Source organism: Tenacibaculum sp. SDUM215027 (assembly GCF_050566205.1).
GTDB lineage: Bacteria > Bacteroidota > Bacteroidia > Flavobacteriales > Flavobacteriaceae > Polaribacter.
Window position 1 is genome coordinate 359,974 of the sequence record NZ_JBNXUE010000003.1, and the last position, 20,583, is coordinate 380,556.

A 20,583-nucleotide genomic window follows, 5' to 3' on the forward strand; every position below is an offset into this window, starting at 1 on the left:
AATTTGACACAAATAAAATTATACAAGTTATGAATCCATTACTATATACAGATGGTTATAAGGTAGACCACAGAAGACAATACCCTAACAATACTACGTTAGTATATTCAAACTGGACACCAAGAAAAAGTAGAATTCAAGAAGTTGAAAAGGTAGTCTTTTTCGGACTGCAATACTTCATCAAAAGATATATTATTGAAGAATTTCAAACCAACTTTTTTAACAAACCAAAAGAAGAAATTTGTAAACAATACAGTAGAAGAATTAATAACTATTTAGGTGAAAACTCTGTAGGTATTGAACACATTACTGCATTACATGATTTAGGATACATTCCTATGGTTTTTAAAGCATTACCAGAGGGTGTAGAAGTTCCTATCAGAGTACCAATGTTTACCATGTATAATACATTACCAGAATTCTTTTGGTTAACCAATTACTTTGAAACTTTATTATCTACCACTGTTTGGTTACCATGTAATTCTGCAACCATTGCAAAACAGTACAGAAAAATATTAGATAAATATGCACAAGAAACCTCATCAGTTCCTGAAATGGTAGATTGGCAAGGGCACGACTTTTCTATGAGAGGAATGGCTGGTTTAGAAGCTGCTGAAATGAGTGCTGCGGGTCACCTATTAAGTTTTACTGGAACAGATACTATACCAGCTGTAGACTTTTTAGAAAAGTATTACAATGCAAATTCTGATAACGAATTGATTGGAGGTTCTGTTGCAGCAACTGAACACTCTGTAATGTGTATGGGAACTAACAGCGGAGAGGAAGAAACTTTTAAAAGATTAATTACTGAAGTATATCCAAACGGTATTGTTTCTATTGTTTCTGATACTTGGGATTTATGGAAGGTTCTTACCGAATATTTACCGAATCTAAAAGAAGAAGTATTAGCTAGAGATGGAAAAGTAGTAATTAGACCAGATAGCGGGGATCCTGTAGACATCATCTGTGGAAACCCAAACGGTAAAACCGAAGAAGAACAAAAAGGTGTTATACAACTGCTTTGGGAAGTTTTTGGAGGAACAACCAATACAAAAGGATATAACGAACTAGATAGTCATATCGGAGCTATTTACGGTGATAGTATCACCCTTGAAAGAGCAACACAAATTTGTGAACGCTTAAAACAAAAAGGATTTGCTTCTACTAATGTAGTACTAGGAATTGGTTCTTTCACTTATCAATACAACACCAGAGATACTTTTGGCTTTGCCATGAAAGCTACCTATGGAGAAGTAGATGGAGAAGGAAGAGAGATTTTTAAAGATCCAATTACTGATGACGGAACAAAGAAATCTGCTAAAGGGCTATTAAAAATAACTCTAGAAGATGGAGAGTATAAATTACATGATCAAGTAAGCTGGGAAGAAGAACAAAAAGGCGAATTACAAGAAGTTTTTAGAGACGGAAAATTGTTAGTTGATGAAAAACTAAGTGAAATAAGACTCCGTACTAAAAACAGTGTATTAGAATTTTCAGAATAACAAGAAAGCAGGAATAAAACTCCTGCTTTTTTTACTTAAAACCCTACCAAAAACACTAAACAACAATACATTACAAACCACTCAATTTGCTTAACTCTTGATTTTTTCATATCTTAATTGCAACTAAAAAAGAAACTTATGACAGATCAAGAACAGAAAAGACTAGATACAATGAATGCGGTTTTAGTAAAAATGGAGGATATTAAAAACACTCAGAAAAGTTTAATTGAAAAAATTGGAGTTGTGGAAGTTCAATTATTCGATATTCAGTCAAAAGATTTAGACAAAGAGTTGGAAAATGTAATGATAAGAGCTTCTGATACCTTAAAAATCATAAAACAAGCTACCGAAGCTTTTGAAATGAAACGAAACCGTTTAGAAAACGAAGCATAAAAAAATCCGCTTAATAGCGGATTTTTATTTTTATCGTCTCTTCTTTTTGAAACCTTTATTCTTTCTTCTAGAAGGTTTTGATGATTTATATGTTACAGTATCATCAAATGTGTTTTTAGCTTTTCCTGCTTTGTTTTTACGCCATGAAGTATCTTCAGGCAATAACTTTTTCAATAAATCAGTACGTCCAACCTTAGTCAACGTATCTTTTATCCATTTTTTATTTTCCTTTTTATACCAAAAGAAAAACTTGTGTTGATCTTCCTTCTCCTTTTTAGTTTTCGGAGTTTTTACTTCTTTTAAAGTATACGGATGGTATCCACTGTAATAAATTACCGTAGCAACCGTCATTGGTGTTGGCGTAAATCCTTGCACTTGCTCTAACTGGAAGCCCATATCTTTGGTCTCAGCAGCTAAGTTTGCCATATCTTCCTCTTCACAAGCTGGATGACTTGAAATAAAATATGGTATTAATTGAAGTTTTAATTTCTTTTTAACATTAATACGATCGAACCTATCTTTAAATAAATGAAAATATTTAAACGAAGGTTTACGCATTAACTTTAATACTGGATCAGATGTATGCTCAGGAGCAACTTTAAGTCTACCTGAAACGTGTTTAGTCATCACTTCTTCAGTATATGCATCTAACTCTTTTGGATCAGCATTTTTATTGAATTCAGGCACTAACATATCATGTCGAATTCCACTACCAATAAATGATTTTTTTACCTTCGGATGCGCATCAACAGCTTGATATAATTCTGTTAATGGTTTGTGCGATGTATCTAAATTACTACAAATAACAGGTGAAATACACGACGGGGCAACACACTTGTCACAAATCGATTGTACTTTACCTTTCATTTTGTACATATTTGCAGATGGTCCACCAATATCAGATAAATACCCTTTAAAGTCATCCATCTGAGCAACTTGGTCTACTTCTTTTAAAACAGATTCTTGACTTCTACTCGCAATAAACTTTCCTTGATGAGCAGAAATAGTACAAAAACTACATCCTCCAAAACATCCACGGTGAATATTGATAGAAAACTTAATCATTTCAAACGCAGGTATTGGTCCACGCTTGTTATATTTTGGATGCGGCAATCGTGTAAATGGTAAATCGAATGAAGCATCAATTTCCTCCTCTGTCATTGTTGGAAACGGCGGATTAATCATCAGCTTTTTATCTCCAACTTTTTGAAAAATACGACGTGCGTATAATTTATTCGACTCCTGCTCTATTACTTTAAAATTAGAAGCATATGCCTTCTTATCTTTCAAACAATTTTCATGCGAATTAATTTCTATATCATCCCAGTTTTTATTTTTCGGAGTTTTTTCTGCTCCATCTAATAAAACAGCTGTTTGCTTAATGGTTTTTAAACTCGAAAACGGCACACCTTTTTGTAACAATTCTACAATTTCTCTTAGTGGCTGTTCTCCCATTCCGTATACCAACATATCAGCTTTAGAAGTCTCTAAAATTGTTGGTAACAGTTTATCAGACCAATAATCGTAATGTGTAACACGACGTAACGAAGCTTCAATCCCACCAATTAACACTGGAACATCTGGAAACTTTTCCTTTAAAATTTTAGAATATACCGAAGTTGCATAATCAGGTCTAAACCCTTTATCTCCATTTGGTGTATAAGCGTCTTTATCACGACGACGTTTACTCGCCGTGTAATTACTTACCATCGGATCCATACATCCGCCTGTAATCGCAAAAAATAATCTTGGTATTCCTAGCTTTTCAAAATCCTGTAAATTATCATGTACACTTGGTTGTGGAACAATTGCCACACGCAAGCCGTAACTCTCTAAAATACGTCCAATTACTGCAGGACCAAATGATGGATGATCTACATATGCATCTCCACTAAAAAGAATTACATCTAATTCTTCCCATCCTCTTAACTTAACCTCCTTATTTGTAGTAGGTAACCAATCTGAAACTCGTCTTATTCTCATGCCGCTGCAAAGGTACGGGGTTTTATTTACATCACAATACAGTAAAAAACTGAAAACTACTTTATAAACACATTTAACATAAAAAATAAAATCACAAATTTTAATTAGATTTATCTCCTAATTTTTAAATAAAGACTTAAAATGAAAAAAAACATTCCTTTTCTATTACTATTATTTTTATCATTTCAACTTTTTTCTCAAATACAAACTGACAAAATCATACCTCCTACTAAAGGAAAGTCTGTAATTTACTTTCTCAGAACAACTGGCTTAGGAGCTTTAATGAACATTAGATACTTTGACAAAGAAGAATATCTAGGAAGATTTAATGGTGTTAATTATTTACGTTATGAATGTGATCCAGGAGAAAAAGTATTTTGGATTAAAGCTGAAAACATTGATGTGTTAGAAGCTAATTTAGAAGCTGACAAAGTTTATTTAGTTGAAACTAATGCTGTAATGGGAGCTTTTTCTGCAGGTGCGAAATTTAAACTGGTTGATTTCAACAAAAAGAATCAAGTTAAAAGAATTAATAAGCTTTTAGAAAAAAAAGAACCTAAAACTTTTACTCAAGAAACCCTACAAGAACAACTACAGAAAATGAAAAATGTTGTAAACAAGGGTTTAAAAAAAGTAAGAAAAAAAATAGAGCGTAAAAAAACGACTAAGTTATCACCTAATATGAATTATGAAGTATAAACTACTCACTCCATTTAGTTTAACTTCCCTTTAACAATTAATTAAGATAATACCGAAAGTAGTTTTACTAATTTCCGCCCTTATTTATTCAATTAATTTTTACAATGACTAAAAAAATACTTTCAACTATTTTAGTGGTATTTCTTGCTTTAGGAGCTTCTTTGAATGCAGAAGCACAACGAAAGAAGAAAAAAAACGAAAAAAAAGAGACTACCACTAAAAAAGACAAACCTAAAAAGGGAGGTATACAACCTTACGAAAAAGTTGTTACCAAAAAACACAAAACAGACGAAGGTTTGTTTAAAGTTCACTCAAAAGACTCTAAATATTTATTTGAAATTCCAGATTCTCTTTTAAACCGAGAAATGCTAATGGTTACTAGAATTGCCAAAACAGCTAGCGGAATTGGTTTTGGTGGCGGAAAACAAAATACACAAGTGTTACGTTGGGTAAAAAACAAGAAACAAATTTTACTAAAAGTAGTTTCTCACAATGTTGTAGCAGACACAATTTTACCGGTACACGAAGCCGTTGTAAACTCTAATTTTGAACCTATCTTATATGCCTTTCCAATCAAAGCATTTAGCAAAGACTCAACATCTACTGTAATTGATGCTAGTCCACTTTTTGAAGGTGATGTAAAAGCAATTGCTTTCCCTCAAAGAAGTAGAAAACGCTATAAGATTTCTAAAATGGATAAAAGCAGGTCTTATATAGATAGAATTAGTAGTTATCCTCAAAACATAGAAGTTAGAAACGTTAAAACATACATTGCAGGAAATCCACCTTCAAACTCAAGTGTAGGTTCTGTAACTATGGAATTGAGTAACTCTATGATCTTACTTCCTAAAACCCCTATGAAAAGACGTTATTTTGATGAGCGTGTTGGGTGGTTTACAAGTTCTCAAACAGATTACGGTTTAGACGTTCAAAAAAGTAAATCGGTTACGTATTTAGATAGATGGCGTTTAGAAGTAAAAGATGAAGATCTAGAAAAGTTTAAAAGAGGTGAATTAGTAGAACCTAAAAAACAAATTGTATATTATATTGACAGAGCTACGCCTAAAAAATGGCGTAAATACATCAAACAAGGTATTGAAGATTGGCAAGTTGCTTTTGAAGCAGCTGGATTTAAAAATGCCATCATCGCTAAAGATGCCCCTACTAAAGAAGAAAATCCAGAGTGGAGCCCTGAAGACGTACGTTATTCTGTAGTACGTTACTTAGCTTCTCCTATTCCAAACGCAAATGGACCTCACGTTAGTGATCCACGTTCTGGAGAAATTTTAGAATCAGATATTAACTGGTATCATAATGTAATGACCTTATTACACAACTGGTATTTTGTACAAACAGCAGCTATTAATCCAGAAGCAAGAAGCAACCAGTTTAAAGATGAAATTATGGGACGCTTAATCCGTTTTGTATCTTCTCACGAAGTTGGTCATACTATTGGATTACCTCATAACATGGGGAGTTCAGTTGCGTATCCTGTAGACTCTTTACGTTCTGCTGAGTTTACTCAAAAAAATGGTACAGCTCCTTCTATTATGGATTATGCTCGTTTTAACTATGTGGCACAGCCAGAAGACAAAGGTGTAGCATTAATGCCAAATATTGGACCATACGACAAATATGCGATCAGCTGGGGATATAGACCTATATTAGACAAATCTGCAAAAGGAGAAAAGACTATTTTAAACCAATGGATTAAAGAAAAAGCTGGAAACCCTGTTTACAGATTTGGACACCAACAAGTTCGTAACATTATTGATCCTAGTTCACAAACAGAAGATTTAGGTGATGATGCTATGAAAGCGAGTGCTTATGGTATTAAAAACCTACAACGTATTTTACCTCGTTTAGAAGAGTGGACTACCGAAGATGGTGAAACCTACGAAGAACTTAAAACTATGTACGGACAAGTAGTTGGACAGTTTAACAGATACATGGGGCACGTTAGTTCTAATATTGGTGGTGTATATGAGTACTTTAAAACTGCCGATCAAGATGGTGCTGTATACATTCACGTTCCAAAAGAACACCAAAAAAGAGCGTTACAATTTGTAAATGATGAGTTATTTAAAACTCCAAATTGGTTAATTGACGAAAATATTATTAGCAAAACACAACACTCAGGTGTTATTGAGCGCATTAGAGGTTTACAAGTACGAACGTTAAATAGAGTTTTAAAAACTGGAAGATTAACACGTATGATTGAAAACGAAACGCTGAATGGTAATAAAGCTTACACACTTCTTCAAATGATGGGAGATTTACGCAAAGGTATTTGGAGTGAAGTATATGCTAACAAAACTATTGATCCGTATCGTAGAAACCTACAACGTGCACATTTAGACAGATTAGACTTTTTACTAAACAAAGCAAAAGATCAAAAAGCTGCTAAAAGCGACAGAGGTTACTTCAAGCAAACAGCCGTTACTATCAATCAATCAGATATTAAACCTGTAGTAAGAGGAGAATTAAAACGTTTACAAAGAGATATTAAAAGAAGTATTCCTTCTACTCGTAACACAATAACCCGTTATCACTTACAAGATGCGGCAGATAGAATAGATACTATTTTAAATCCAAACAAATAACCTATTTCAAATAGCAGCAACCTAAATGATTGCTGCTATTTTTTTATATCTTTATTTGCTACAATTAACCGATTACCATAATGAAAAAAAACTTACTTCTATTATTTATACTAGCAGCCTCATTTGCTAGCTGCACAAAAAAACAACAGTAAAGAAAGCTGAAAAGACAGAAAACACTTACGTAAAAGACCATTACACTAAAAAAGAGGTGAAAATTACGATGAGAGATGGCGTAAAACTTCATGCTACTATCTACTCACCAAAAGACACCAGTAAAACCTACCCTATTTTACTACAACGTACTCCGTATAGTTGTCAACCTTATGGAGGAGATAAATTCAGAAAAAAAATTGGCCCAAATCCAGTTTTAATGAAAGAGGGTAATATTATCGTATATCAAGATGTTCGCGGACGTTGGATGAGTGAAGGAGTATACGACAACATGCGTGCTTACATTCCAAATAAAACAGAAAAACAAGCCGATGAAACTACAGATACCTATGACACTATTGATTGGTTAGTTAACAATGTAGCAAACAATAATGGTAAGGTAGGTACATGGGGAATTTCATACCCTGGTCACTACGCAACTGTTTCAACTATTGATGCACACCCTGCTTTAAAAGCTACTTCACCACAAGCTTGTATTGGGGATTTCTTTTTTGACGATTTTCATCATAACGGAGCTTTCTTATTGAGCTACTTTAAAGCCATTTCTTTATTCGGAACTTACAAAGATCAACCTACCGATTCTGCTTGGTACTCGTTTCCTGACATGAAAACTCAAGATCAATATCAGTTTTTCTTAGACAAAGGACCTCTTAAAAACTTAAACGAATATTTTCAGTACGATAAGTTAGACACAAAAGTTGCCGACAATAAAGAGCGTATTGATGACTTCTTTTGGAAAGAAATTGTAGAGCACCCTAATTACGACTCAGTATGGCAAAGTAAAGGAATTATTCAGCACTTAGATAAAGTGCCTTCTACTGTAGCAACAATGATTGTTGGAGGTGAATTTGATGCTGAAGATTTGTATGGTCCATTAGAAACTTACAAAAACATCGAAAAAAATCAACCAAACAACTATAATACAATCGTTTTTGGCCCTTGGGATCATGGTGGATGGTCTAGAAATAAAGTAGCTAACAAAGTTGGTAACTACTACTTTGGAGATTCAATCTCTTTAAAATTTCAAAAAGAAGTAGAAACCAAATTCTTCAATCATTTCTTAAAAGGTGATGGTTCTAAAAACTCAGGATTACCAGAAGCGTATGTTTTTGATACAGGTAAAAAAGTATGGAAATCTTACGATGCATGGCCACCAAAAAATACTCAAAAACAAACATTTTTCCTTTCAGAAAACCAAGAATTAACAGCAACTCAAAAAGGAAATAACAAGGTTAGTTTTATTAGTGACATTAAGCGACCTGTACCTTATTCAGAAGACATAAAAACGGTATTCACTCCACGTAAATATATGACAGACGATCAGCGTTTTGCTGCTCGTAGACCTGATGTATTGGTATTTGAAACAGAGGTATTAAATGAAGATTTTACACTTGCAGGTAATATTTTAGCAAAACTACAAGTAGCTACCACTGGTTCTGCTGCCGATTGGATTGTTAAAGTTGTTGATGTGCATCCTGCAGATTTAAAAAATGACAACAAAGAAATGCAACCGCATTTAAAATTAAGTAACTATCATTTAATGGTACGTAGTGAAGTATTACGTGGACGTTTTAGAAACAGTTTTTCAAATCCAGAACCATTTACACCAAATAAAAAAACAGCAGTGAACATTAAGTTACAAGATATTTTTCATACGTTTAAAAAAGGACACAAAGTGCAAATACAAGTGCAAAGCACTTGGTTTCCTTTAATTGACTTGAATCCTCAAACCTATGTAGACAATATTTACAAAGCAGACGAAAAAGACTTTAAAACACAAACACATTCTGTATTTACAGACTCTAGTATAGAATTTACAGTTTTAAAATAATAGCAAACTTTTTCTATTTAAAAACTTACAATACTTAAGAGTATTGTGAGTTTTTTTATTACTAGATTTTCTACGCAACCTTTTCACACTTTATACATCTATTTTAAAATCTACAAGCTCTAACAAGTGATGAAAAAGCAATTACTACTCTTAATAACCATCATATCTCTTTTCTCTTGCTCCAAAGACAACAATAAAGTTATTGATGACATACCAGATTCAGAAAATATTGAGAAACAAATAATAGGTAGATGGATGCCTATAAAAACAGTCTTAAACAATCAAGTAACATACGATAGAAATACCTATACAGGATTGGAAAATGATACGCATTACGAGCGTAGATTATATAAAAATGATAAAACTGTTAGTATGTCTAACAACGATGGTAGTATTAACCTATTTACTTGGGAACTAAATTCAACAACCGACTCTATTATTATAGCTAAAGGATTATCTAATGAGCGCCGTTATTTAATAGAATATGCTTCAAAAGATAGTTTGTCTTTTTCAATAGAGCCTTTTTCTGGTCATAAAGTAGTATATAGTTTTATTAAAGAACATAATGAAACTATAAATAGAAACGATTTAATTACCATAGATTGGAAATACGATTTCGTGTGGGCTCGTTTGTTTAGTATGGATGGTTATAAATATATTAGAAACGGTTCGGTTACCAACGATTTTTATGAAAATGCAAAAATGAGTTTTCATAATGATGGTTCGTTTATCATAACTTCTGGTAATAATACTATACACGAGCAAGGCACTTGGCATCTTAACTTAGACGATATGCAATTAGTAATTGAAGGAAACTACACTAGAAAAGCTACTTTATTAGAACTAAGTGAAAGAAAAATGGTTTTTGTTTTTAAAAACTCACAAGATAACAACGTTAATTATCAAATGGATTTCTCTCCTTTTTAAATTATTGACAAAACAAAAAACCTAACACTAAAACTTCTATACACATACTAAGTTTAAAATAATCCCCTATATTTAACATACTATAAAAAACTTACTCATGAAAAACCTTATACCTATACTTCTTAGTGCCTGCGTAGCAATTTCAGCATGTTCTAATAAAAAAGAAAAAAACACTTCTATAGACAAAACAGTTACTATAGATTCTATTCAAAAAGCATCGCCAATAGCTTCAAAAAAAATGATAACAGATGCTTATTTTAAAGCGAATGGTGTTGAACCTTTTTGGAACTTAACCATTTCTGACAACATGATTAAGTTAAAAACACTTAATGGTCTGGACTCTATTTTAACACCCCACGTACAGCCTATCTATGCACAAGACAGTAACGTAAAAATGTATAATTTACAAACTGAATTAGCTGAGGTTCGCATTCAAATTAGTCAAATGGAATGTATCAATGCTATGTCTGGTAAATCATTCCCTTACTCGGTAACAGTTAAATACAAGAAAGGTAAAGAAACCGAATTTACCACCTTAGAAGGATGTGGGCAATACATCACCAATTACAGACTACACGATATATGGGCTTTAGAAGAGTTAAACGGCTCTAAAGTAGCTAAAGAAGATTTTGGCAAAGAGCTTCCTTATATTGAAATAAATGCTGCTAAAAACACCTTTATGGGAACTTCAGGGTGTAACAGAATTACTGGTAAGTTGTTTTCTGAAAGAGAAAGAATCCGATTTATAAATATCGCTTCTACGGAAATGTTATGTACTAAGGGTAACAAAAAAGAACAAGAATTTACAAAAGCCCTAGAGAGTACTATTTCTTATACAATCGGCAACAATCGATTAACGTTTTTAAACCCAGATAAAACCTTATTGGTTTTCAAAAAAGTTGACTAATTTAAAACTACAAAAGATGAAAAAAATTCTAATCCTATTCATGTTAACCACACTAGCAATTAGCTGTAAAAAGAAAGAATCGAAAAGTGACACAATCAAAGAGTCAAAAGAAGTTGTGGTCGAAACTCCTACTACTTTATTACAAATAGGTTGTTACGAATACAGTAAAGATGGAAATCAAATTTTAATTGAAATCACAGAAATGGATGATACTGTTAAAGGAACTATTGAATATGCATTAACAGAAAAAGACACCAATACAGGAACTTTTGAAGGTATGCTAAATGACGATAAATTAATTGGTACTTACACTTTTTCTTCTGAAGGAACAGAAAGCACCAGGGAAGTTGCTTTTATGGTAAAAGACAATCAGTTAATTGAAGGTTTTGGTGAGTTAAATGAAGCTGGAAACTCTTTTAAAAACAAAAACAATATCAGCTATACCTCAACAATGCCATTAACCAAAACAGATTGTAGTAAATAAAAAAAGTTGAAAATTGATATAAAATGAAAAAGATAGGATTGGTGGGAGGTATTAGTTGGACCTCAACTTTAGATTATTACAAATACATAAATGAAGGAATCAACCAAAGGTTAGGTGGTTTAAGTTCTGCCGAATGTTTAATTTACTCACTAAACTTTTCAGATGTTCAAAACAAAGGGTGGACAAACTCTTTTGACCTAATTTATAATGCCTGTACAAACTTAGCGTCTAGTAATGTAGATGCTATAGTTTTAGGCGCAAACACAGCACATTTATTTGCTGATGAAATTCAATCAAAAATTAATATTCCAATTATCCATATTGCAGAAGCGACTGCTAAAGAAATAAAAAAAGAAAAGCTGAGTAAAGTAGGATTATTAGGAACAAAGTTCACAATGGAAATGGACTTCTATAAAGACAAACTAAAAGAAAACAACATTGAAACCATTATTCCATCTGAAAAAAAAGACATTGAAGAAATACAACACATTGTAAAAAATGAACTTGGAAAAGGAATTGTAACCAACCAGTCTAAACTAAAATTTATACGATACGCAAATGAATTAATAGAACAAGGAGCTGAAGGAATTATTTTAGGTTGTACTGAAATTCCTATGTTAATTGAACAAAACGATTTTGAATTCCCTGTATTTGACACTACCAAAATACACGTTAAAAACATTATTGATTTTGCTTTAACATAGTTTACTAATTATTATAAGAAAAAGCTATAAAAGACAATAGAATAACTATACTGTTTTTAAGATAATTAGCGTATTTTTAAGTAGGTTTAAATATACTAGGCTATCAAGCTTAAAAACTACCAAGATGACAATAAACGAAATTGAAATCAAAACGGCAGATATAAAACCTATTAAGGCTTTTTATCAAAATGTATTGGAACTTCCAACTACACAGATTGATAACAAATCGATATGTGTTAAAATTGGTACATCCTATTTAAAAATCATAGAAGATTCTAAAAACCTCTTACCTGCTTATCATTTAGCTTTTAACATTCCTAAAAACAAGCTGCAAGAAGCAATCAACTGGTCAATAAATAAAGTTAAATTTGTAAAAAAAGAAAATAAGGTACTGATTACTAACTTCGAAACTTGGAACGCCAATTCAGTATATTTTTTTGATATAGAGGGAAATATTTTAGAATATATCGCTCGACACGATTTAGACAATGCAACAACAGAGCAGTTCAACAGTAGCCAAATCTTAAACATAAGTGAATTTGGAATTGTTAAAGACCAACCTGATGTTTACGGAAAACATCTAATAGATACCTATGGACTCCATTTATTTGAAAAAAATCATAATAGTGAAACATTCACAGCTATTGGTGATGATAATGGGTTGCTGGTAATTGTTAAAGCTAACCGAAATTGGTATCCAACAGAAACTCCTGCAAAAAGTAGTTCGGCAAATATCAAATTAAGTAACGTAGGTATAGAAATAAACTTAAAGATAACAGAGTAGACAAGCTAAAACAAGTTTGTAATTCGCCTAATAAAACTTTGACCCCCTCTCTAAAAAACATTCCTCATCAAAGCTCTATAATCTTTCTTTTTATATTTGAGTTAAATTTACATTCATATGCGTATTGTAAGTAATTTTTACGCAACCAAATGAAAAAAGTTCATCTACATTATAGAATCAAGAATATTATGAAAAAACAAATTTTATTTTTAATGATAGTCGGAATTTTATTCTCTTGTAATAAAAATAATAATGGTGATAATTTAGAGACTCAAGTTGTTGGAAATTGGAAACTTATACAAATGACTGGTAGTATACCAAATTCTGAAACAACAGGTACTGAAATGGAATGGCAAGAAACTTATCAATTAAATCCTAATGGAACGTTTCTAAAATCAAGAAACAGAGATGAAGTTATAACAAAAGCTTCAGGAACATATAAGATAGTTGATTCTTCCGATGGGAAATTTTTAGAATTTAATTTTAACGACGAAAGTGAAATTATTGGCTCTTGTTATTCAAACTTAAAAGAAGAAATGTTTTTCCGATCTAAAAACACATTCTCAAGCATATGGAATGCTTGTGATGGCCCTGGTTTGAAATATAAAAAAGAAGATTAACAACAACTTAGAATACTATATAAACACAATAAAGGCTTGAATTTTCAAATGCAAAAGATTCAGATAAGAACTATAAAAGAACCTAATTTATTAGGAAGTTTTTCAATAAGCAACCTAAATACTTTACTTGCTGAAAAAGATATGGTAGAAAAAACTCATCGTCACGATTTCTTTTTTGTTCTTGCTATAGAAAAAGGAAGTGGAGAACATCTAATTGACTTTAAGAACTATTCTATCAATAATTATTCTGTTTTTATTCTTCGTCCAAGTCAAGTACATCAACTAGTATTAAAAAAAAATAGTAAAGGGTATATAATAGCTTTTGACAATAACTTTTACTCCCCTGAAGAGAAGCTAAAAAAAGAAATGTTTTTAACAGTCAGCAGAAACAATTATTATAAACTAGAAACTGAAACATATCACCGATTAGCCTCTATTCTTAATTACATTTTCTCTGAATACTCTAGTAAAAAAATAATGTTTAGAGATACTATTAAAGTAAATCTAGATTTGTTTTTTATAGAATTGTTTCGACAAACTAAAAACTCAGACATTCAAACTAAGAACAATTCTTACTCTATAAAATTACTTGAAAAACTACTGGAGCTTTTAGATATTCATTTTTATAATAACAAACAAGTAATCTATTATGCTGACAAACTAAATTTGACTACTTATCAACTAAATTCAATTACTAAAAAAACATTAGGAAAAAGCTGTTCTCAATTAATTAACGAACGTATAATACTTGAGGCTAAAAGAAACTTAATAGCGACAACTAATCAGGTAAATGAAATTTCTTATCATTTGGGTTATAATGATACTTCGTACTTCATTAGATTCTTTAAAAAACAAACTGGATTAACACCCGAGGCTTTTAGACAAAATTTCTAATAGTCCCATAGTACTTAATATTTGTACTACTTCAACACACCTCCCTAAAACTACCTTTGTAGAAAACGAAATAAACAAATATGAATGCTATTCTACAAGCCATTTTTATTGGTACAGGAGCCACACTTTTTATGGATTTATACGCTTTAATATTAAAGCTTTTCAGTATAAAATCACTTGACTACAAATTTGTAGGTCGTTGGATAGGACATTTTCCAAAAGGAAAATTTTTTCATAATAAAATAATGGAATCACCAGCTATTATTTATGAAGTAATCTTGGGTTGGATAGCTCATTATTTAATCGGAATTACATTCGCCTTTTTATTAGTTTCTGTTTTTGGAAAAAAATGGATAGAAAACCCAACATTAACTCCGGCTCTAATTATTGGTATAGTTACCATTATTGGTCCATTTCTACTAATGCAACCTGCTTTCGGCTTTGGAATTGCAGGCTCAAATTTACCTGACCCTAATAAAGCCAGACTTATGAGTCTCATAACACATACCATATTTGGAATTGGTTTATACCTAAGTACTATAGTAATGAACCAAATAATGAAAGCTTTTTAAACAACTTAAAAAGAGTAAAAACTACAACCAGCAACCTAAAAAACATCTCGTAATTTAAGCTTTTCGAAAAGATATGTTGTTGGATTTAATTAGACAACTACATCCTTTTATTTTTTATACTAAAAAAAAGCACTTTTATTCCTTAATATTACTACATAAGAACATCAATAATACATATATAAACTAGTTTTAGTAATTTGAAAAATGTTTATGCTATTAAACTCACGTGTTAGAAATCTACTGACAATTTAATCGCTAAAACATTTTTTTTCAACATTAAAACTAACTAAAGCTATGTCTAATCAAACCACTATTAAAGGAGATGTATCGTTTAACCAATCTAATAATCTTACTGCAATTGTAAAATTGTGGGAAGCAAACAATAAAGATGCAATTGGTGAGCATATCATTGCTCCAGAAGCAAAAGGTAAATTCACCATAAAAGCAACTCCTAAAGCAAATGATACTGTTCTCTACATTACTGCCGAACTACACGACTCCAAAATAGTACTACTCTCTGTACTATCTCCTAATTTTAAAGAGGACATTACAAAGAATGGAATTGTCGTAAATGAATTAACTACTGTAGCATCTGCTTTTACCTGTGCTCAGTTTTTTAACGGACTTCAATTAACTGGGAATCTACATGGAATCAAAATCGCCGCTAAAAACACTCCTAACCTTATCAATCCTCTAACAGGAACGTATGGAGAGGTGTTAATGGATCCTTTCAACATCACACAAAACGAAACACTAGCGCGATTAAATACATTAGCAGCATTAATCACAGCCTACGGCACGGTAGAAATCGAAGGGTACGACTGGAAGAAAAACTTCATGAAGTACACAACGCCTTTAGGTGGTAAAAAACCACAAAATACTGCCGAAGCTATGATTGGTGCCGCCCAATCACCTTGGCTAAATCCAGCGGCTTTATTTCATCTTTTTAATAAAGCCTATCCATCACCAAAAGATGGTTTCCCTGCCAAACCTAACAGCAAAGTTCCTACGAGTCGACGCAATGCTCCTTTTGTACCTTATTTAAGTTTTGCTCCAGAAGATTTCGCTATGATTTTAGCTTTCGGTCAAGGAGGAATCTGCGCCCCTGGAAAACTTTCTCTTGATAAAGAAGGGAACTTATGGACAGGTTTAAACTGGATGCCAGGAGCACAAAATGGCGTGTACCAAGGTATTGGTGGCGGACTCGTTAAGTTGGACTCCACAGGTAAATTAGTATCACCTCCTGTTACTGGTTACACAGGAATGGGTGTTGATGGTGCCGGTTGGGGTACGGCTGTTACCAAAGATGGTACTTGCTGGGTATCGAGTTTTAATGGGGCAATTGGTGTGTATAAACTAGAGGATGGCTCACCAATCGTTGACAAAGTTCCAGAACATATAGCGGAAGCTTTAAATGAAATTGGAGGCTTGCAAGGTATTGGAGTAGCACCGAATGGTGATATTTGGATTGTTGGAACCTCATCTAACATCATGCTACATTTTCCTGATGGTGACCTTACCAAAGGGAGAGTTGTTGTAAACGAAAAACTTAATGAATCGCTTTCTGCTCCGTTTGCTGCTTCTATAGATACTAACAATCGTGTATGGATTAGTAATACTAATGGTGTATCCCTGGTTCGTTATTCTCCTTCTGAAAAAAACAGACCTGTAGAACGTTTTATTCTTGCAGGTGGCGGACGCGGTGTTGCTTTAGATTCAAAAGGAAATTGTTGGGTAGCCTGTAATACGAGTCCAGACTTTCCTCATACCACTACCACAGATGGCGTTTCTATTATTGAAGGATTTGCCCTTGGGTATCCACACTTACAACAAACAGTGGGGCGTAAACATAAAACAGGTTCCGTTTTTATGATTCCTGCGGATGCTAAACCTATAGACACGATTGATAAAATTACCCACGAATCTAATTTAACACCTTACGGAGATGGTGAACTAAACGCACCTTGGGGAGTATCTATTGATGGAAATGATGATGTTTGGGTTGCCAATTTTATGGGAAGAGGCGTATCGTTTATGGCAGGTGCTTCACCAACTGGACGTACCGAAGATTTTACTACAGGCGATGTGATTCACACTATTCATTCTGGTAGTATACAAATGCTGACCGATGTAGTAGTTGACCAAGCAGGAAACCTTTGGTGTGCTAATAACTGGAACTTACCTCAAACGGTAATGGAAGCAAAACCTGACCCTGCCTATTCTACTTGGGGTGGTGGCTCTGGTGTCGTAGTGGTTTACGGAATAGCCAAACCTGCTCAAACTCCACTTGCTGGCCCAGTGAGTGCTGTTTAAAACCTATAATACTAAATAAGCGTCCTAAAAAGACGCTTATTTAGTAAACACAATTGGATTAGGCTCTAAGTACTCTTTTTATTTTTTTATATTTGGGAAATTAAGAATTAAAATAGTCTAGATATATGATATACGGACAAAAAATGTCCGTATATCTATGTGTTGCCCACAATTATGAAAAAAAGTAGTTTAATAATTTTTATCTTAGTTTTTTGCCTCATTAGTTGTGGAATAAAACCAATGTCGGAAAGATTTGTAGAGATTGAAAAAACTGACTTAATGTATGGTGGAATGATTAAGTCTGCAAATCCATTCCAAATTAAAGGCGATAATGGAAAAAGGTATATTAGGGAAAAAGGTGGAGTTGGCGGAATAATCATGAAAACGCCTGAATTGGAAAAACTATATGGTTCGGAACAAGTTGTAACCGATAGTACCAAAGCCTTATTGATAATGGATTTTCCTTTGGATAGAATCATTGGTTGCGAAATTGAAAATGAAAACGGATTTAAGAAAAAGGATTTGGTATTGGAATTGAGTAAAGCCTATACTGCGATATACGCTGATAAGGAGAAATACGGAATATATTGCGAAAACTTATCTGATTTGGAATTGACAAATATTGTCGTATTCGAAGTTGGAGAACAGATATATTTAGAATCAAAAGTGAGTTCGAAAAAATAACTGTGGGCAACAATGTATAACCGCAATTACGGCGGATTCGACTGCGTCCGAATCCACTCGGAATTGCTAAGCCATTGTTCAACCGAAAAACAGTAACTTTAAAACCGTAACTGACGGTTATACCAACCGTTGGTAATAATTGCCTGCGGCACGTAGAAACCGTGTTTTAACAAACACTCCTTTTCTACTAATTATTACCAACGCTCTAGGTTAATTGCTCCTCTAACAACTATATTGTGTATCTTTAGCCTTCTTCGTGAACTACACACGAAACTATAAACAACAAAATGTATAACGAATGAGGCACAATTATGGCTACTCATGAGGCTGTGCCTCACACGCCATACACCTAGAGCGTTGTGTTTCATGCAGTACAAACTGAAACAACCAAGAAAACCATATATGAAGAGAGCCTATTACTCGAACAACATACAAGACTTTTTACTAGAACCTGATTCGAGTATTCTAGGTGAGTTAACAGCTAATCATAGTAACAGAACACTTGAAGAATTACAAGTAAACGCATGGCGTAAACAAATAACAATCCTTAAAAATCAACTTTCCGAATTTGAAGGTCAAATATATTTCGAGTTTGCAATACCCAGAATGGGTAAAAGAGTAGATAATATTGTGATTATTGATGAGGTCGCATTTATTGTCGAGTTTAAAGTTGGAGATGGTGGTTTTGAAAAACACGCAATAGAACAAGTTATTGATTATACTATTGATTTGAAAAACTTCCATGAAGGAAGTCACGATATCAAACTCATACCAATTTTGGTCGCAACAAATGCGCCAAGTATTACTGTTCAGGATAATCAAGTTCTCACCCACAAAACTGCTGCTAAATCCAATCAATTCGATTTGGCAGAAACACTTAAAAAGTATTTAAAGAATAGCAGTCAATCAATTGATATTAATTATTGGGAGAATTCTATCTACAAACCGACACCTACAATTGTAGAGGCCGCTCAAGCTCTGTATAAAGGCCATAATGTCAAAGAAATAACAAGATCAGACTCAGGAACTATAAACCTTTCGAAAACTGCTGATTGTATTAATTCAGTCATTGAAAAATCCAAAAACATAGGGATGAAGTCAATTTGTTTTGTAACAGGTGTGCCTGGAGCTGGTAAAACATTAGCTGGATTAAATATTGCAGTTGAAAGAATGAAAGCTGATGAGGATGAGCATGCAGTATTTCTATCTGGAAATGGACCGTTAGTTGATGTATTAAGAGAAGCCCTAACCAGAGACGAAGTAATAACAGCAAAAGAAAATGGAGGAAGATTGAGTAAAAAGCAGGCCGCAATTAAAGCGAATGCCTTTATTCAAAATATTCACCACTTTCGAGATGATAATCTACTTTCAGAAAAGGCACCTATTGAAAGAGTTGTAGTTTTTGATGAAGCTCAGAGAGCTTGGACAAATGATCAAGTCAGTTCATTTATGAAAAGGAAAAAAGGGGTTGAGGATTTTAACAAATCAGAACCCGAATTTCTTATTGATGTAATGAATAGACATTCTGATTGGTGTACTATAGTTTGTTTAATTGGTGGTGGTCAAGAAATAAACACAGGTGAAGCTGGCCTAGAAGAATGGATCAATTCACTTAAAAATCATTTTCCGGATTGGGACATTCACTACTCTAGTTCAATATTAGAAAGTGACAACTATTTAAAATCTGAAGATTCTAGAAAGTGGTTAGTGAGAAATGGAATTAGTGAAATCGAATTACACCTTGCAGTATCTGTTAGATCTTTTAGATCTGAACAATTATCAAATTTCATTCACGAACTGCTTAATATTCAAATTGAAAACTCCCAGAGAATATACTCTGAAATCAAAGAATCTTATCCAATAATATTAACTCGAAACCTTGAAAAAGCAAAACAATGGCTTCGTGACAAAGCTAAAGGAAGTGAAAGAATTGGATTAATAAGCTCCTCTGGTGCTAGAAGACTTAGGCCTTTAGGTATAGATGTGAAAAATGAAATTTCTGCACCTAGTTGGTTTTTAAATGACAGCCAAGATATTCGTTCTTCTTATTTCTTAGAGGAAGTGGCTACTGAATTTGATATTCAAGGACTAGAGATTGATTGGGCTTGCGTTGCTTGGGGCGGGAATTTTCATTTTAATAATACAGATTGGAAATATCAAAACTTCAAAGGGACCAAATGGCAAAACATAAATAAAGACATAGACAAAGAGTATTTAAAAAATACTTATCGAGTTCTTCTTACGAGGGCACGTCAAGGAATGGTAATATTTGTTCCTGAAAGCAGTGAAATAGATCATACTAGACCTAAAGCATTTTATGACGAGACGTATAAATATTTGAAGGAAATTGGAATACCAGAAATTGAATAAATAAAACACGAAAACACAACAAAGAACTGAGGTAAAAAACAAGTAAATTTTACAAAACTTTATACCAAAGTACTTTTATAGTTCATATCATACGGTAAACCACTTTTTACAATAGCAAAAGCTTGTTTTAGTAACTTATTAC

At 33.0% G+C, this 20,583-nt stretch carries 17 protein-coding genes; 16 read left to right on the forward strand and 1 reads right to left on the reverse strand.

The genetic code is table 11. From position 1 onward, the window contains the following. Nucleotides 1-29: 29 nt before the first annotated feature. Nucleotides 30-1,502, forward strand: coding sequence for a nicotinate phosphoribosyltransferase (locus ACQYZ7_RS09890; RefSeq protein WP_430729583.1), 1,473 nt, complete (start codon nt 30-32; stop codon nt 1,500-1,502). Nucleotides 1,503-1,640: 138 nt separating this feature from the next. After that, nucleotides 1,641-1,895 carry a hypothetical protein gene (locus tag ACQYZ7_RS09895; RefSeq protein ID WP_430729584.1) on the forward strand — a complete coding sequence of 85 codons (255 nt, stop codon included), beginning with the start codon at nt 1,641-1,643 and terminating at the stop codon, nt 1,893-1,895. A gap of 30 nt (nt 1,896-1,925) precedes the next feature. Here ACQYZ7_RS09895 and ACQYZ7_RS09900 read toward each other — a convergent pair whose 3' ends face one another. Beyond that, nucleotides 1,926-3,878 (reverse strand): YgiQ family radical SAM protein, encoded by a 1,953-nt coding sequence (locus ACQYZ7_RS09900; RefSeq protein ID WP_430729585.1) that lies wholly within the window; start codon nt 3,876-3,878, stop codon nt 1,926-1,928. A gap of 141 nt (nt 3,879-4,019) precedes the next feature. Here ACQYZ7_RS09900 and ACQYZ7_RS09905 point away from each other — a divergent pair, with 141 nt between their 5' ends. The 14 genes from ACQYZ7_RS09905 to ACQYZ7_RS09970 all read left to right on the forward strand — a co-directional run bounded on the left by ACQYZ7_RS09905 (nt 4,020) and on the right by ACQYZ7_RS09970 (nt 20,441). Next, nucleotides 4,020-4,577 (forward strand): hypothetical protein, encoded by a 558-nt coding sequence (locus ACQYZ7_RS09905; RefSeq protein ID WP_430729586.1) that lies wholly within the window; start codon nt 4,020-4,022, stop codon nt 4,575-4,577. A 104-nt stretch (nt 4,578-4,681) separates the two neighbouring features. Continuing rightward, entirely contained in the window at nt 4,682-7,180 is a 2,499-nt protein-coding gene (locus ACQYZ7_RS09910) for a zinc-dependent metalloprotease (RefSeq protein ID WP_430729587.1), read from the forward strand. Nucleotides 7,181-7,400: 220 nt separating this feature from the next. Then, the gene (locus ACQYZ7_RS09915) at nt 7,401-9,182 is read left to right on the forward strand and encodes a CocE/NonD family hydrolase (RefSeq protein ID WP_430729588.1); all 1,782 of its coding nucleotides are present in this window, start codon (nt 7,401-7,403) and stop codon (nt 9,180-9,182) included. 129 nt (nt 9,183-9,311) lie between these two features. After that, the gene (locus tag ACQYZ7_RS09920) at nt 9,312-10,109 is read left to right on the forward strand and encodes a hypothetical protein (protein ID WP_430729589.1); all 798 of its coding nucleotides are present in this window, start codon (nt 9,312-9,314) and stop codon (nt 10,107-10,109) included. A gap of 97 nt (nt 10,110-10,206) precedes the next feature. Then, complete coding sequence (locus ACQYZ7_RS09925; protein ID WP_430729590.1) at nt 10,207-11,016, forward strand: META domain-containing protein; 810 nt, start codon at nt 10,207-10,209, stop codon at nt 11,014-11,016. A 16-nt stretch (nt 11,017-11,032) separates the two neighbouring features. Then, complete coding sequence (locus ACQYZ7_RS09930) at nt 11,033-11,500, forward strand: hypothetical protein (protein WP_430729591.1); 468 nt, start codon at nt 11,033-11,035, stop codon at nt 11,498-11,500. Nucleotides 11,501-11,523: 23 nt separating this feature from the next. After that, a complete protein-coding gene (locus ACQYZ7_RS09935; protein WP_430729592.1) occupies nt 11,524-12,204 on the forward strand; it encodes an aspartate/glutamate racemase family protein in 681 nt (226 codons plus the stop codon). Between the two features lie 124 nt (nt 12,205-12,328). Then, nucleotides 12,329-12,988: a VOC family protein gene (locus ACQYZ7_RS09940; protein ID WP_430729593.1), complete on the forward strand. Its 660-nt coding sequence runs from the start codon at nt 12,329-12,331 to the stop codon at nt 12,986-12,988. Nucleotides 12,989-13,176: 188 nt separating this feature from the next. Continuing rightward, nucleotides 13,177-13,608 (forward strand): hypothetical protein, encoded by a 432-nt coding sequence (locus ACQYZ7_RS09945; RefSeq protein WP_430729594.1) that lies wholly within the window; start codon nt 13,177-13,179, stop codon nt 13,606-13,608. A 48-nt stretch (nt 13,609-13,656) separates the two neighbouring features. Beyond that, complete coding sequence (locus tag ACQYZ7_RS09950) at nt 13,657-14,502, forward strand: AraC family transcriptional regulator (protein WP_430729595.1); 846 nt, start codon at nt 13,657-13,659, stop codon at nt 14,500-14,502. A gap of 80 nt (nt 14,503-14,582) precedes the next feature. Further along, entirely contained in the window at nt 14,583-15,074 is a 492-nt protein-coding gene (locus ACQYZ7_RS09955) for a DUF2938 domain-containing protein (RefSeq protein WP_430729596.1), read from the forward strand. Nucleotides 15,075-15,368: 294 nt separating this feature from the next. Further along, entirely contained in the window at nt 15,369-17,387 is a 2,019-nt protein-coding gene (locus ACQYZ7_RS09960) for a hypothetical protein (protein WP_430729597.1), read from the forward strand. Nucleotides 17,388-17,561: 174 nt separating this feature from the next. Next, complete coding sequence (locus ACQYZ7_RS09965; protein WP_430729598.1) at nt 17,562-18,071, forward strand: hypothetical protein; 510 nt, start codon at nt 17,562-17,564, stop codon at nt 18,069-18,071. 366 nt (nt 18,072-18,437) lie between these two features. Further along, on the forward strand, nt 18,438-20,441 hold the full coding sequence (locus ACQYZ7_RS09970; RefSeq protein WP_430729599.1) for a DUF2075 domain-containing protein: 2,004 nt from the start codon (nt 18,438-18,440) through the stop codon (nt 20,439-20,441). Nucleotides 20,442-20,583 lie beyond the last annotated feature (142 nt).

Excerpts from the sequence above, each read along its gene's own strand:
- ACQYZ7_RS09890 (WP_430729583.1), top strand. The coding sequence starts at position 30 with ATGAATCCATTACTATATACAGATGGTTATAAGGTAGACCACAGAAGA.
- ACQYZ7_RS09895 (WP_430729584.1), top strand. The coding sequence starts at position 1,641 with ATGACAGATCAAGAACAGAAAAGACTAGATACAATGAATGCGGTTTTA.
- ACQYZ7_RS09900 (WP_430729585.1), bottom strand. The coding sequence starts at position 3,878 with ATGAGAATAAGACGAGTTTCAGATTGGTTACCTACTACAAATAAGGAG.
- ACQYZ7_RS09905 (WP_430729586.1), top strand. The coding sequence starts at position 4,020 with ATGAAAAAAAACATTCCTTTTCTATTACTATTATTTTTATCATTTCAA.
- ACQYZ7_RS09910 (WP_430729587.1), top strand. The coding sequence starts at position 4,682 with ATGACTAAAAAAATACTTTCAACTATTTTAGTGGTATTTCTTGCTTTA.
- ACQYZ7_RS09915 (WP_430729588.1), top strand. The coding sequence starts at position 7,401 with ATGAGAGATGGCGTAAAACTTCATGCTACTATCTACTCACCAAAAGAC.
- ACQYZ7_RS09920 (WP_430729589.1), top strand. The coding sequence starts at position 9,312 with ATGAAAAAGCAATTACTACTCTTAATAACCATCATATCTCTTTTCTCT.
- ACQYZ7_RS09925 (WP_430729590.1), top strand. The coding sequence starts at position 10,207 with ATGAAAAACCTTATACCTATACTTCTTAGTGCCTGCGTAGCAATTTCA.
- ACQYZ7_RS09930 (WP_430729591.1), top strand. The coding sequence starts at position 11,033 with ATGAAAAAAATTCTAATCCTATTCATGTTAACCACACTAGCAATTAGC.
- ACQYZ7_RS09935 (WP_430729592.1), top strand. The coding sequence starts at position 11,524 with ATGAAAAAGATAGGATTGGTGGGAGGTATTAGTTGGACCTCAACTTTA.
- ACQYZ7_RS09940 (WP_430729593.1), top strand. The coding sequence starts at position 12,329 with ATGACAATAAACGAAATTGAAATCAAAACGGCAGATATAAAACCTATT.
- ACQYZ7_RS09945 (WP_430729594.1), top strand. The coding sequence starts at position 13,177 with ATGAAAAAACAAATTTTATTTTTAATGATAGTCGGAATTTTATTCTCT.
- ACQYZ7_RS09950 (WP_430729595.1), top strand. The coding sequence starts at position 13,657 with ATGCAAAAGATTCAGATAAGAACTATAAAAGAACCTAATTTATTAGGA.
- ACQYZ7_RS09955 (WP_430729596.1), top strand. The coding sequence starts at position 14,583 with ATGAATGCTATTCTACAAGCCATTTTTATTGGTACAGGAGCCACACTT.
- ACQYZ7_RS09960 (WP_430729597.1), top strand. The coding sequence starts at position 15,369 with ATGTCTAATCAAACCACTATTAAAGGAGATGTATCGTTTAACCAATCT.
- ACQYZ7_RS09965 (WP_430729598.1), top strand. The coding sequence starts at position 17,562 with ATGAAAAAAAGTAGTTTAATAATTTTTATCTTAGTTTTTTGCCTCATT.
- ACQYZ7_RS09970 (WP_430729599.1), top strand. The coding sequence starts at position 18,438 with ATGCAGTACAAACTGAAACAACCAAGAAAACCATATATGAAGAGAGCC.